Genomic DNA, 13223 nt, shown 5'->3' with positions numbered 1-13223 from the left:
TGCGAGGACGCCGCGCCTCCCCAATTCGGGTAGGTGGATGGCGTGGGCAAGATACAGCGGGTGCTTACCCGCTTTTCCGAAAGCCGGCGACGCGGCGTGGCGTGACGGGCATGGGGCCGCGCGCGCCGGCTCACACCAGGCGCGTGATTGCACCGTGTCAGGACCGGCGGCCTCAATCCCGCAACGTCAACGCCGGCTGCTCATCGATGGTGCCGTCCTCGTTGACCACCACATGGCGGTCGCCTTCGCGGTTGAACAGAACGGGGACGGGGGTCTTGAAGAGGGGGCGGCGGACGAACGTCAGGCGCCAGTGGAAGGTTTCCATGGTGTGGATGGTGGCCTGCTGCGCGGGCGTGAGGCCGGCGAGCAGCGTGGCGTGGTCCATCTTCGGGGCGCCCTTCCGACGCTCCGGACTGCGGGGAGGGTTGCCGGCGGTGTCCGGCGCTTGGGTATCGCGGGGGCGATGGGGATCCGACATCGGGTGAGGGGCTCCTGATGGCGTGGACAGAGGCGCGCGCCAGGGGCACGCGCGTGGGTACACCGTGTATCGGCGGTGCGGAACGGAACGTGAGGATGTGGGGCTGGCGTGGGGGATTTGTTCAGTGAAGGGGCTAGGAGCTGCCCCTCATCCGCCCCGTATCAAGTACGGGGCAGGCTCATCGGCACCTTCTCCCCGCATTGCGGGGAGAAGGAACGGCGCAGTCAGGCGCGGAGCTGGAGGGTGGGTTGTTCGTTGAGGGTGCCGTCTTCTTCGATGACCACGTAGCGGGTTTCCTCGCGGTCGAACAGCACCGGGATGGGGGTCTGGAAGAGGGGACGGCGCACGAAGGCCAGGCGCCACTGGAAGATCTCCAGCGCTTCCAGCGTCATCAGCTGCGCGGGCGTGAGACCGGCGCGCAGAGCGTCGGCCTGCTGCGCGGCCGCGGCCTTGCGGCGCTCGGGGGCGGTCGGCCGGCTGGCCGGGGGGGAGACGGGCCAGGGTCCGGTGATGACGGCGGCTCGGGCGGCATTGCGATACATAGGAAACTCCAGCGATAACGGCGACACCTGTCAGCGGTAACGGCCGCGCGCGGCCGTCTTTTAGGGTCGCCAGCGCGTTGCAAGAGCTGTGCCGGAACGGCGCGCGCCGGCCTGCAACGCGCCGCAGCGCACGCGCCCGCTCAGTCGCGCAGCTTCAGCGTGGGCTGTTCGTCCAGGGTGCCGTCTTCGCGGATGACGATGTAGCGCTCGTTGTTGCGGTCGAACAGCACCGGGATGGGGGCCTGGAACACCGGGCGGCGCACGAAGGCCAGGCGCCAGCGGAAGCTCTCCAGCGAGGTCAGCGTGGCTAGCTGCGCACGCGTCAGGCCGGCGCGCAGCTTGTCGGCGTCGTGGCGGGGCAGCGGTTCGCGGCGGTCGATGATGTAGGGCGGGGCAACGGAGGCGTCCAGCAGCAGGACGTCGTCCGTCGGATGATTCAACTCGGACATGCGGCAAAGCTCCACAAAACAGGCGCGCACGGTCGGACGGCACGGGCGTGCCGACACAGGCGCAATCGATGGGATGGATGGTGCGGGCGCGGAACCGGGAGAACCCTGGCCCGTGCGTGCCGCAAGAAAAAGCCCCGCGTTCGCGGGGCTTCCTTTCGCTGCGGCGTGCATTCCGTGCACCCCTGATTAGTCGCGTTACTGTCGTGTCACAGGACAGTACCCACCTGAACGTAGAGCGGGTTACGCGAACGGATCCTGCAGCACCATGGTGTGGTCGCGGTCGGGGCCGGTGCTGACGATGGCCAGCGGGCAGCCGGACAGTTCTTCCAGCGCGCGCAGGTAGGCACGCGCGGCCGGCGGCAGCTTGTCCCACTCGGTGACACCGTGGGTGTTCTCGTCCCAGCCCGGGAATTCCAGGTAGACCGGCGTGCACTCCTCCCAGCCGCCGGCATCCAGCGGCGCGTATTCGGTGCGCTTGCCGCGGTATTCGTAGGCGATGCAGATCTTCAGCGTCTTCATGCCGTCCAGCACGTCGAGCTTGGTGATGCACAGGCCGGAGATGCCGTTGATGGCCACGGCACGCTTCAGCGCGACGATGTCCATCCAGCCGCAGCGGCGCGGACGGCCGGTGGAGGCGCCGTATTCCTGGCCGCGGTCGCGGATGCCCTGGCCCACGTCGTCATCCAGTTCGGTCGGGAACGGACCGCCGCCCACGCGCGTGGCGTAGGCCTTGCAGATGCCCAGCACGTAATCGATCGCATCCGCACCCACGCCGGTGCCGGCGAACGCACCGCCGACGGTGGTGTTGGAGCTGGTGACGTAGGGATAGGTGCCGTGGTCGATGTCGAGCAGCGCACCCTGTGCGCCCTCGAACAGCACGCGCTTACCCTGCTTGCGCAGGTCGTGCAGGATGCCGGCGACGTCGGACTTCATCGGCTGCACGTATTCCCCGAAGGCGAGCGCTTCGTCGTAGGTCTTCTGGAAATCGACCGCTTCCACGCCCAGGTACTTGGTGAGCACGAAGTTGTGGTAGTCCAGCGCCGTGCGCAGCAGTTCTTCCAGCTGCTTGGGGTAATGCAGGTCGGCCACGCGGATGCCGCGGCGCGCCACCTTGTCCTCGTACGCCGGGCCGATGCCGCGCCCGGTGGTGCCGATGGCCTTGCCGCCGGCGGCCTTCTCGCGCGCCTGATCCAGGGCGATGTGGTACGGCATGATCAGCGGCGTGGCCGGGGAGATCTTCAGGCGCGAACGCACTTCCACGCCGGCCGATTCCAGTTCGTCGATTTCCTTGATCAGCGCGGCCGGCGACAGCACCACGCCGTTGCCGATCAGGCACAGCGCGTCGGGGCGCAGGATGCCGGAGGGAATCAGGTGCAGGACGGTCTTCTTGCCGCCGATCACCAGCGTGTGGCCGGCATTGTGGCCGCCCTGGAAACGGACGACGGCTCCGATTTCCTCGGTGAGCAGATCGACGATCTTGCCCTTGCCTTCATCGCCCCACTGGGCGCCGAGAACGACGACTGACTGACCCATGACGGGTAACTCCTCGATTGTTGGCGGCCATCGGGGCCACCGGAAGGGTCGTGCTGGTCCACGGCGCCGTTGCCGCCGGCAGACTCCATCGGGGAGCCGCCCGCCACGCCAGGCCCAGACACGGAAAAAGCCGGCGGACTTCCCACGCAGGGAGCCCATCCGGCTTTTGTGCATTATCCGGGTTTAGGGGGACGGGGGCTACCCTGGTGGGGATGGTGGGGGCGTTGGGAATCGCGCGAAGAGCGGCCCCTCATCCGCCCTTCGGGCACCTTCTCCCCGCCAGCGGGGAGAAGGAAAAGCTCACGGCGGGCCCTCTTCACCTCGCGCCTGCTCAAGCTCTCCCTTCCCCTCCCAGACGGGGAGAACGAACCGCCAGGCGCGCCGGGTCATCTCCTTCTCCCTGCGAAGCGGGGAGAAGGTGCCGAAGGCGGATGAGGGGCGCTTTCCTATCCGCCCCCGGGCCAATCCCCGATGTGCTCCGCCACGCCTCCCCAGCAGGCTGCTCCCACCCACAGGAGGCAGCCCCATGCGCAGCACCCGAAACCACCAACGCGAGCGTAGCCTACGCCGTGACCAGACCGAAGCCGAATGCGTGCTATGGCAGCACCTGCGCGACCGCCGCCTGTTGGGACGGAAGTTCAGAAGGCAACATCGGATTGGGCCGTACTTCGCCGACTTTGCCTGCCTGGAAGCCGCATTGGTGATTGAGCTGGATGGGAGCCAGCATTTGACGCAGCAGCGTCACGATGGCGCGCGTACACGCTTTCTGGAAACGCAGGGATACCGGGTGCTGAGGTTCTGGAACGATGACGTACTGCGCGAGACGAATGTTGTGCTGACTGCGATCACCGCCGCGCTCGCCCCTCATCCGCCCCTTTATTAAGTACGGGGCAGGCACTCCGGGCACCTTCTCCCCGCAGGCGGGGGAGAAGGGCGCGCAACTGCAGGGGCTGCGCAAAGAGCTGCCCCTCATCCGCCCTTCGGGCACCTTCTCCCCGCTAGCGGGGAGAAGGAGAAGCTCACGGCGACACCTTCTTCCTCGCGCCTGCTCAGGGTCTCCCATCTCCCCGCACGAGGGGAAAAGGAAGCGCCAGGCGCGCCCGGCTCCTCCCCCTTCTCCCTGCGCAGCGGGGAGAAGGCGCCGAAGGCGGATGAGGGGCGCTTTCCCATCCGTTCAAGCGAATGTCTAGCCGCACGCAATGCCTCCCACCCGGATCAGGCAAACGCAGACACCCTCAGCGCTTCACCACCCACAGCAACGTCAGCCCGAAGATCAGGATGAATCCGCCCACGGCGCGCACCTGGCCGTCGGACATCTGCAGCAACTGCATCACGCCGCGCTTCCAGCCGGCGGGAATGGCGAACAGCACCAGGCCTTCGAGGATGGCGACCAGGCAGAGGGCGGACCAGAGGTCGGACATGGAGGGACTCCCGGACCCGCGACGCGGCGCGGGGCGATGAAAGACGGAGGGCTGGAACGACACCGGCCGCCCTCGGGCGGCCGGTGGTGACGGCTCAGCGGTCGCTGCGCATGTACTGGAGGAACGGGTCGTCCTTGTCCAGCACGATCACGCCCTGCCCGTCCTTGAACGAGGTCCGGTAGGCCTCCAGGCTGCGCTGGAAGGCGTAGAACGCGGGGTCGCGGTTGGCGGCGGTGCCATAGATGCGGGCGGCTTCGGCGTCGCCTTCACCGCGCAGCTTCTGTGCATCGCGTTCGGCCTCGGCCAGCAGCACCGCGACATCGCGGTTGGCCTGCGCCTCGACGATGCGGGCCTGCTCGGCGCCCTGTGCGCGCAAGGCGCTGGCCACCTGCGAGCGCTCGGCGCGCATGCGGTTGTAGACCTGGTCGATGACTTCGCTGTCGGTGGGCAGATCGATCTGCTTGAAGCGGATGTCGACCACCTGCATGCCCAGGTTCTTGGCGCCGGCGTTGATGGCGGGCAGCTGCTTCTCGATCAGCTCGTTGCGGTTGCCCGACACCAGCTGGGTGAGCGTGCGCGAGTTGATCTCGTTTCGCAGCGATTCCTTGATGATCGGGGCCAGGCGCTCGGTGGCCAGTTCGGACTGGCCGCCGGTGGCGCGGTAGAAGTCGGCCGCATTGACGATGAAGCCGATGGCGATGAAGTCGACGCTGACATCCTTGCGCTCGGAGGTCAGCGAGCGCTCGGGCGGGAACTCGTTGGCGGTGAAGCGGCGGTCGAACACGCGGGCGGTCTCGACCAGCGGCAGCTTGAAATGCAGACCGGGGCCGATCTCGCTGCGCACCACGCGGCCGAGGTTGAGCACCAGGCCCACCTGCCCTTCGCGGACGATGTAGACCGAGCCCATCAGGCCCAGCAGGAGGGCCACGGCGATGCCGACGATCAGGGAATTCCTCATGGCTGCGCCTCCTCACGGCCGGCCGGGCGGGGTGTGCGCGCCGAATTGCGGGAACTGGACGGGGTGCTTTCGACCTGCGGCAGCACCTCGGTGGGAATGACGCCGGCCGGCGGCTGCGCCGCGGCCTGGGCGCTGTTGCCCATCGGCACGTAGATCAGCTGGCGGCTGTCGCCGCCGACCACCTTGCGGTTGCCGGCCAGCACCTGCTGCACGGTATCCAGCCACAGGCGCTTGCGGGTGACTTCCGGTGCGTTGCGGTATTCGTCGAGCAGCAGCGAGAAGCGGGTCGCATCACCGGTGGCGCGGGCGATGGCGGCGGTCTTGTAGCCCTCGGCCTGGGTACGGATCTGCTGCGCGTCGCCGCGCGCCTCGGGCACGATCTTGGCGGCGTAGGCGCGGGCCTGGCTGACCACGCGCTCGTTTTCCTGCTGGGCGCTGTTGACCTCGTCGAAGGCCGGCTTGACCGCTTCCGGCGGACGCGCGTCCTGCAGGCTCAGCTCGGTGACGACCAGGCCGGTGCGGTAGGCCTCCAGCGAGGCCTGCAGCGCGGTGCCGGCGGTGGCCGACAGCGGGCCGCGGTTGTTCAGGGCGGCATCCAGGTCGGAGCGGCCGATCACTTCGCGCACGGCGCTCTGGGCGGTCTGTTCCAGCACGCGGGTGGCGTCGGTGGTGCCGAACAGGAACAGCTTGGGATCGCCGACGCGGTACTGCACGTTGAACGAGACGGTGATGATGTTCTCGTCGCGGGTCAGCACCGGAAGGCTGTTGCTGAAGGTGCGCACGCCGGTGGCGTTGACCTTGGTGACGCTTTCGATGGGCCAGGGGAACTTGAAGTTCGGGCCCGGCTGCATGGTGCGCGCGTACTGGCCGAAGCGCAGCACCACGCCGCGGTCCTGTTCGCCGATCAGCTGGAAACTGGAGAACAGCACCAGCAGGCCGATGCCGAGCAGCACCCAGCGCAGCGGATTGCCGCCGCCGATGCCGCCGAACAGGCCGCGCAGGCGTTCGACCACGTCACCGATGCCGCCGCCTCCCTGCGGGTTGCGCGGCTTCCAGCTATTGTTCCGGTTGCCGTTGTTGCCAGATCCGCCGCTGCCGCTGCCGGGGGTGTTCCAGGCCATGCCCACTCCGTATTGGAAGATTCGCGCGGCCGGGGCCGGCGCAGGTTTCGATTCTACTAGATAGGGGCGGCCCGACCGGGAGGCAAGGCCGGGAGGTCATGGGCCGCCCCTGAGCCCTGTTGTGGGAGCGACGTAAGTCGCGATGGCTTTACCGACCCAGCCCAAGTCCATGCACACGCCATTCGCGACTTACGTCGCTCCCACAACAACCAATGCAGACACCCTTACTGCCAGTCTTCCCGCTCGGTCTGCGGCAGCAGCGCTTCCAGCGGATGCCCGCCGGCCTGCGAGGCCAGGCGCTGGGCGTCGGCCAGGGCGAGGTCGAGGGTGACGCGCCAGCCGTTCTCTTCGAAGTCCTCGGCCAGCACCGCGCCCAGCGCATGCAGGCGCGAGCGCAGGCGGGCGGAATTCGCCGGCAGGTGCAGTTCGCCGCGTACGCGCTGGAAGCCCAGCCGCTGCGCCAGCGCGCCCTTGAGCAGGTCGATGCCCTGCCCGTCGCGCGCCGACAGCCAGACGCGCTCGCGGCCCATGCCGGCGCTGGGTGCGTCGCCGGCGTCGACGCCGGGATCGGGCTGGTCGTGGCGCGGGGCGGCGCCGTCGATGCGGTCGATCTTGTTGAACACCAGCATCTGCGGCAGGTCGCCGGCGCCGATCTCCTGCAGCACCTCGTCGACCTGGGCGATGCGCTCCTCGCGGTGCGGGTCGGCGGCGTCGATGACGTGCAGCAGCAGGTCGGCCTCGCGCGCTTCGCTCAGGGTGGAGCGGAACGCGGCGACCAGTTCGTGCGGCAGGTCGCGGACGAAGCCGACGGTATCGGCCAGCACCACCGCGCCACCGGGCAGGTCGATGCGGCGCACGGTCGGGTCGAGCGTGGCGAACAGCTGGTCGGCCGCGTAGGCCTCGGCGCCGGTCAGCACGTTGAACAGGGTGGACTTGCCGGCATTGGTGTAGCCGACCAGCGCCACGCGCGGCAGTTCGCTGCGCACGCGGGCACGGCGCATCTGGGTGCGCTGCACCTCGACCTTCTCCAGCCGCTTCTGCAGCTGTTCGACGCGCTTCTGCAGCAGACGGCGGTCGGTTTCCAGCTGGGTTTCGCCGGGACCGCGCAGGCCGATGGAACCGCCGCGCTGGCGCTCCAGGTGGGTCCAGCCACGCACCAGGCGCGTGGCCATGTGGCGCAGCTGCGCCAGTTCCACCTGCAGCTTGCCTTCGTGGCTGCGCGCGCGCTGGGCGAAGATGTCCAGGATCAGCCCGGTGCGGTCCAGCACGCGGCGTTCGAGGAATTTCTCGAGGTTGCGCTCCTGGCCCGGCGAGAGCGGGAAATTGACCAGGATCAGATCGGCGCCGGTGGCGTCGGCGGCCGCCTTCACTTCCTCCAGCTTGCCGCTGCCGATCAGCGTGGAGGGATTGGGACGGTCGATGCGCGCGGTCAGCAGCGCGGCGACGGTGGCGCCGGCCGAGCGGGCCAGGTCGCTGAACTCTTCGGTGAGGCCGTCGTCGGGACGGCCGCCCGCATGCGGCTGGATCAGCAGCGCATGTTCGCCCTTGCGGGATCTTTCAAACAATGGGGTCGTGCCTCTTCAATCGAGGCACGCATTATCACGCGGTTTCGTCGTCGCCGCCGTCGGCGTCCTCGTCACCCTGCTGCACGTAGCCGCCGCCCGGGCCCACGCGCACGTTGCGCGCCGGCACCACGGTGGAGATCGCGTGCTTGTAGACCATCTGGCTGACCGTGTTGCGCAGCAGGACCACGAACTGGTCGAACGATTCGATGGTGCCCTGCAGCTTGATGCCGTTGACCAGGTAGACCGACACCGGGACGCGCTCGCGCCGCAGTGCATTCAGGAAAGGATCCTGCAGGGATTGCCCCTTGGACATGACGTACTCCCGCCTTGCGTTCTTATAGGTATGTAGTGCCGAGCCGGACCGACGAACTGCTCCCCTGTCGTCCCGGAGCCCCGATGTTACACAACATCGGCCCCGCAGGGCGTTGCCGAGTCAGGCAACCGGTCCCAATTCCGGCGAATGCGGGCCGAACGGGTCACGATGCGGGCAGGAACAGCGCCAAGGCCTGATCCAGGCGGGCACGCTCGGTGGCCGGATCGAACCAGCGGGCATCAAGTTCGCCACGCAGCCAGGTGAGCTGGCGCTTGGCCAGTTGGCGGGTGGCGGCGATGGCGCGCTCGCGGAAGTCGGCGGCATCGCCCTGCCCGTCCAGGTATTCCCAGGCCTGGCGATAGCCCACCGCGCGCACCGCCGGCAGGTCGAGCGGCGCGGCCACCGCCTGCAGCCCGGGCAGCGCGCGCAGGCGATGGACTTCGTCGAGGAAGCCCTGCGCGAGCATCAGGTCGAAGCGCCGCGCGATGCGTGCGTGCAGCACGCTGCGGTCGGTGGGCGCCAGCACCAGCTTCAGCACCCGGAACGGCAGCCGCGCACCACGCGCCTGCTGCTGCCACTGGCTGATCGGCTTGCCGGTCAGCCGGAACACTTCAAGCGCGCGCTGGATGCGCTGCGGGTCGGTGGCGTGGATGCGCGCGGCGGCGACGGGATCGACCTGGGCCAGTTCGGCATGCAGGGCGGGCCAGCCGCGGTCCTGTGCCTGCGCGGCGATGTCGGCACGCAGTGCGGCATCGGCGGCGGGCATCGCGGCCAGGCTTTCGAGCAGCGCCTGGAAGTACAGCCCGGTGCCGCCCGCCAGCACCGGCAGGCGACCGCGCGCGGCCATGTCGTCCATCGCACGGCGCGCGTCGTACGCGAACTCGGCGGCCGAATACGCCTGCCAGGGGTCACGCACATCGAGCAGGTGGTGCGGCACGCGGGCCTGTTCGTCCGGCGTGGGTTTGGCCGCACCGATGTCGAGACCCCGGTAGACCAGCGCCGAATCGACGCTGACGATCTCGCCGCCGAAGCGCTCGGCCACCTCCAGCGCAAACGCCGTCTTGCCCGATGCGGTCGGGCCCATGATGGCGATGGCGAGGGGACGTGGGTCGAGCGGCATGCGCCATTCTCGCATCCGCACCTGGCCGGGGGCGGTTCCGTTGGAGGCCGGGACCACGCGGTGCCGATGGACTGCGGACTGCCCCGCCTTTCCATCCGCCCCAAGGATCGACACGAACCGCGCCCGTGACGCAGCGTGAGCACGCGCAGATTCCCACTAAAACCCGCGTCGCAGTAAACGACGGCGATGCGGATTAAGTGTGCCGCATTGCCCGATATCGACAACTGTGTCTGGCTATTTGAGTAAACGTAGATATCCTTCCATCGCGCGTGGAGGGTTGGCTGGATTGCTCTCTCCACCGTGATCGACGGGGGCACCTTGCGGGGTGCGTGACGATCTGCTGCGAAACCTACCGCATGGTATTTGCGTCTCCGGCATGCCGCCCGGCATGGCTGCGACAGCAGGCAACGTGCACGTCATTCCTCCCCGAAGACGCAGACCCGCATGATCCGAAATACGCTTGGAAGGCTCCGCATCCCGTCCCTGGTCTTGGCGACGTGCGCCCTGCTGTCTGCCTGCGAGGGCAGCGACCTGCCGCTCGACTCCGACGCCGCCAGTGCGGCGGCCGCGCCGCCTGCCGCCATCGCGCAGGCCTCCGGCGCCCGCGTGGCCGCCTCGGCCGCCGTCGCCACCACGGCAATCAGCACGCCGGTGATGTTCGTCACCCAGGTGCCTACCGCGGGCGACATCTTCGCGGGGCGGCTGGCGGCGTTCGCCAACCACATGACGGACATGACCTCGGTACCGCGCGGCGGCGACCTCATGATCCGCTATCCCGATGGTTCGCTGCGCAACCTCACCAAGGAAGCCGGCTTCGGCATGGAAGGCCGGCAAGGCGCCAATGCCATCGCTGTGCGCGAACCCACGGTGCACTGGGACGGCAAGAAGGCCGTCTTCAGCATGCTGGTGGGCGCACCGACCCGGCAGTACGAAGGCATCAACGTGCGCTGGCAGCTCTATGAAGTCACCAACCTGGCCCAAGGCCAGGTGGCGGTGATCACCAAGGTCGCCGGCCAGCCGACGGCGTACAACAACGTCTCGCCGCTGTACGCCAGCGACGACCGCATCCTGTTCGCCTCGGACCGGCCGCGCACCGGCGAAGCGCACCTTTACCCGCAGCTGGACGAATACGAGAGCACGCCCACGCTCGTGGGCCTGTACAGCCTGACACCCGCCAGCGGCGAGTTGCGGCTGCTCAACCACACCCCGAGCGGCGCCTTCTCGCCGACCATCGACAGCTACGGACGCGTGATCTTCACCCGCTGGGACCACCTGCAACGCGACCAGCAGGCGGACGCCGGCACCTTCGGCGCCACCAACTATGCGAGCGAAGCCGCCGGCGCCGCCAACATCGGCCGCCAGGCCGAGAACTTCCCGGAATCGCGCCTCGGCCAGACGTCCACGGCCTACGGCAGGGTGAACGCCTTCACCTTCAACCTGTTCACGCCCTGGCAGATGAACCAGGACGGCACCGAGGAACTGACGCTCAACCACATCGGCCGGCACGAGCTGATGTTCGGCTACATCGAGCGTTCGTTCGCCACCGACACCGCGATGTCGGACAACACCAACACCTCGATCATCGCCAACAAGAAGTACATCCGCAACGACGGTGGCATCTTCCAGATCCGTGAGGATCCCCGCACGCCCGGCACGTACTACGGCATCTATGCGCGCGAGTTCGGCTCGCTGACCAGCGACCAGATCGTGCGCTTCACTGGCGCACCGACGCTCAATGCCGAGCAGATGGTCTTCGAGGACGCCTCGCCTGCCGCCGTCAGCAACAGCCTGACCGCGGGCCGCTTCCGCAATCCGCTGCCGATCAGTACCGGCCAGTTGCTGGCCAGTTACACGACCAGCCCGATGGTGCAGACCGACACGCAGTTCCGGCTGTACCAGTTGCGGACGGATGCATCGAACATGCTGGTGGCCAACAGTGCACTGACCGCAGGCGTCCGCAAGTCGATCTCCTGGTGGAGTCCTGACGTCCTGAGGAGCTTCGACGGCCTGCTGTGGGAAGTGGAGCCGGTGGAAGTGGTCGCGCGTCCGCGCCCGAGCGCCGGCAGCTGGACGCTGGAAGCGCCCGAGCGCGCCGTGCTCGCCGAGGAACAGGTCGACGAAGCCGCGCTGCGCAACTGGCTGAAGACGAACAACCTGTCGCTGATCGTCACCCGCAACCAGACCAGCCGCGACCGCGGCGACCTGCAGCAACCCTTCAACCTGGAAGTGCCCGGCGGCGTGAAGACCGCCAAGGCCAGCGGCAAGGTCTATCCGATCAGCCACTACCAGATCCTGCAGGGCAACCAGGTGCGGGGCTACCCCGGCGTGGAGCCCGGACGTCGCGTGCTGGCCCAGCCGATGGCCAACAGCAGCCACAACGTCGCCAATCCCAACGGACCGGCGGGCAGCACGAAGATCGCCGCCGACGGCTCCACCGCCGTGTTCGTGCCGGCCAACCGCGCACTGGCCTGGCAGACCACCGATGCCAGCGGCGAGCCGGTGGTGCGCGAGCGCGTGTGGGTGACCATGCAGGCGGGCGAAATCCGTACCTGTGCCGGCTGCCACGGCGAGAACAGTTCCAACCAGGTCGGCCGCGTCGAAGCCACCAACAAGCCGGAAGCGTTGCGCGCCCTGCTGCGCCAGTGGAAGCAGCAGAACTCGCAGAGCCCGATCCGCGTCAACGGCTCGCAGTCGCTGGTGCCGAACCGATCGGCATCGGCGGCACCGCCGACCGCAGGCGCGGCCGCCGTGTCGACCCGCGACGACGGTGCGACGCTCACGGCGGCATGGCTGGAAGACGTGCGACTGGCTCGCGAACTGCCGCCAGCCAGCCGGCCCGGCCAGCAGGTGCGTTGATCACCGCAGGCGGGGTGCCCGATCCTGCGTCGCCATGGCCGGCGACGCACATGACGGACCTTCAGCGCGCATCGAGGAAGACCTTGAGCGCGCTGATTTCCTCGTCGGTCAGTCCCTTGTAGCGGTACGCCGCGACGCCGCTCATCATGCCGGTCTTCGACTTGCCGCCGGCGGCCACTTCACCGGTACGCATCAGGCGCGTGAACTGATCCAACGTGTACGCCTTGGCCACCACCAGCGATGGCGCGGGGTCACCCTCCCAGCCGTTGAGATCCCAGCCGTGGCACTCGGTGCATGTGGTCATCGCCAAGTGACGCCCCAGCGCCTGGTGTGAGGTCGGCGGCTGCACGGGCGGACGGTTGCCCGGATCGGGCTTCATGTCCGGCAACCACGGATGCGTGCCGTCGCGCGTCGACGCCACCAAACTGTCCGACCACCGCCCTTCCGGCAGCGTGGGATTCTCCGTCGCCGGCAGCCCGCGCAGCCACGCGATGATGTCGCGCACCTCGCGGTCGCTCAGGTGCTGGAACATCCTGACCGGCATGCCCCACGGCACGTGGCCGTCGTGCGTGCGGCCTTCGCGCAGCAGGGCGACCAGACCTGCGTCGTCGTAGAGCGCACGGCGCTGGGTCAGGTTGGGCGCGACGATGCGGCCGAGTTCGGGATTCTCCAGGAACACCTCGCCCGCGCCGCTCGGCCCGTGGCAGCCGTTGCAGCCGACGCGCGTTGCCACGCGCAGGCCTTCGACCGGGTCGCCGGGCGGCGGTGCGGGCTCGACGGCGGCGGCGGACGTTGTCGCGGGCGGCGGCGCGGGACTGCAGGCCACCAGTAGCAGGAGCAGCAGGACGGAAGCGATGCGCATGACGT

13 protein-coding genes are annotated in these 13223 nt (G+C 68.6%); 2 read left to right on the top strand and 11 right to left on the bottom strand.

Going from position 1 to position 13223, the window contains the following annotated elements; translation table 11 throughout:
- Nucleotides 1-172: 172 nt before the first annotated feature.
- The 4 genes from ASD77_RS11505 to ASD77_RS11490 all read right to left on the bottom strand — a co-directional run bounded on the left by ASD77_RS11505 (nt 173) and on the right by ASD77_RS11490 (nt 3002).
- A complete protein-coding gene (locus tag ASD77_RS11505; protein ID WP_235578529.1) occupies nt 173-478 on the bottom strand; it encodes a hypothetical protein in 306 nt (101 codons plus the stop codon).
- Between the two features lie 224 nt (nt 479-702).
- Nucleotides 703-1020 (bottom strand): hypothetical protein, encoded by a 318-nt coding sequence (locus ASD77_RS18505; RefSeq protein WP_235578528.1) that lies wholly within the window; start codon nt 1018-1020, stop codon nt 703-705.
- Nucleotides 1021-1160: 140 nt separating this feature from the next.
- Complete coding sequence (locus ASD77_RS11495) at nt 1161-1469, bottom strand: hypothetical protein (RefSeq protein ID WP_235578527.1); 309 nt, start codon at nt 1467-1469, stop codon at nt 1161-1163.
- A 240-nt stretch (nt 1470-1709) separates the two neighbouring features.
- Entirely contained in the window at nt 1710-3002 is a 1293-nt protein-coding gene (locus ASD77_RS11490) for an adenylosuccinate synthase (protein ID WP_055941645.1), read from the bottom strand.
- 526 nt (nt 3003-3528) lie between these two features.
- Between ASD77_RS11490 and ASD77_RS11485 the strand changes: the two genes are divergently transcribed.
- Entirely contained in the window at nt 3529-3885 is a 357-nt protein-coding gene (locus tag ASD77_RS11485; RefSeq protein ID WP_055941643.1) for a DUF559 domain-containing protein, read from the top strand.
- 352 nt (nt 3886-4237) lie between these two features.
- On the opposite strand, the gene ASD77_RS11480 is transcribed toward ASD77_RS11485, so the two are convergent.
- The 6 genes from ASD77_RS11480 to miaA all read right to left on the bottom strand — a co-directional run bounded on the left by ASD77_RS11480 (nt 4238) and on the right by miaA (nt 9500).
- The gene (locus ASD77_RS11480) at nt 4238-4423 is read right to left on the bottom strand and encodes a DUF2065 family protein (protein ID WP_055941641.1); all 186 of its coding nucleotides are present in this window, start codon (nt 4421-4423) and stop codon (nt 4238-4240) included.
- A 94-nt stretch (nt 4424-4517) separates the two neighbouring features.
- Nucleotides 4518-5381 (bottom strand): protease modulator HflC, encoded by an 864-nt coding sequence (gene hflC / locus ASD77_RS11475; protein ID WP_055941639.1) that lies wholly within the window; start codon nt 5379-5381, stop codon nt 4518-4520.
- Nucleotides 5378-6502 (bottom strand): FtsH protease activity modulator HflK, encoded by a 1125-nt coding sequence (hflK, locus tag ASD77_RS11470; RefSeq protein WP_055941637.1) that lies wholly within the window; start codon nt 6500-6502, stop codon nt 5378-5380. Before hflK ends, hflC begins: the two co-directional genes overlap by 4 nt.
- A 224-nt stretch (nt 6503-6726) precedes the next feature.
- Nucleotides 6727-8067: a ribosome rescue GTPase HflX gene (gene hflX / locus ASD77_RS11465; RefSeq protein ID WP_055941635.1), complete on the bottom strand. Its 1341-nt coding sequence runs from the start codon at nt 8065-8067 to the stop codon at nt 6727-6729.
- 34 nt (nt 8068-8101) lie between these two features.
- Nucleotides 8102-8380: an RNA chaperone Hfq gene (hfq, locus tag ASD77_RS11460; protein WP_055941633.1), complete on the bottom strand. Its 279-nt coding sequence runs from the start codon at nt 8378-8380 to the stop codon at nt 8102-8104.
- Nucleotides 8381-8543: 163 nt separating this feature from the next.
- Nucleotides 8544-9500, bottom strand: coding sequence for a tRNA (adenosine(37)-N6)-dimethylallyltransferase MiaA (gene miaA, locus ASD77_RS11455; RefSeq protein WP_055941631.1), 957 nt, complete (start codon nt 9498-9500; stop codon nt 8544-8546).
- 489 nt (nt 9501-9989) lie between these two features.
- Between miaA and ASD77_RS11450 the strand changes: the two genes are divergently transcribed.
- Nucleotides 9990-12356, top strand: coding sequence for a hypothetical protein (locus tag ASD77_RS11450; protein WP_055941629.1), 2367 nt, complete (start codon nt 9990-9992; stop codon nt 12354-12356).
- A gap of 61 nt (nt 12357-12417) precedes the next feature.
- Here ASD77_RS11450 and ASD77_RS11445 read toward each other — a convergent pair whose 3' ends face one another.
- Nucleotides 12418-13218: a cytochrome c gene (locus ASD77_RS11445; protein WP_055941627.1), complete on the bottom strand. Its 801-nt coding sequence runs from the start codon at nt 13216-13218 to the stop codon at nt 12418-12420.
- Nucleotides 13219-13223 lie beyond the last annotated feature (5 nt).

It is taken from the genome of Pseudoxanthomonas sp. Root65, assembly GCF_001427635.1.
Classification (GTDB): Bacteria; Pseudomonadota; Gammaproteobacteria; order Xanthomonadales; family Xanthomonadaceae; genus Pseudoxanthomonas_A.
The sequence above is the reverse complement of the archived record's forward strand: the minus strand, read 5'-3'. Positions and strand labels throughout refer to the sequence as shown.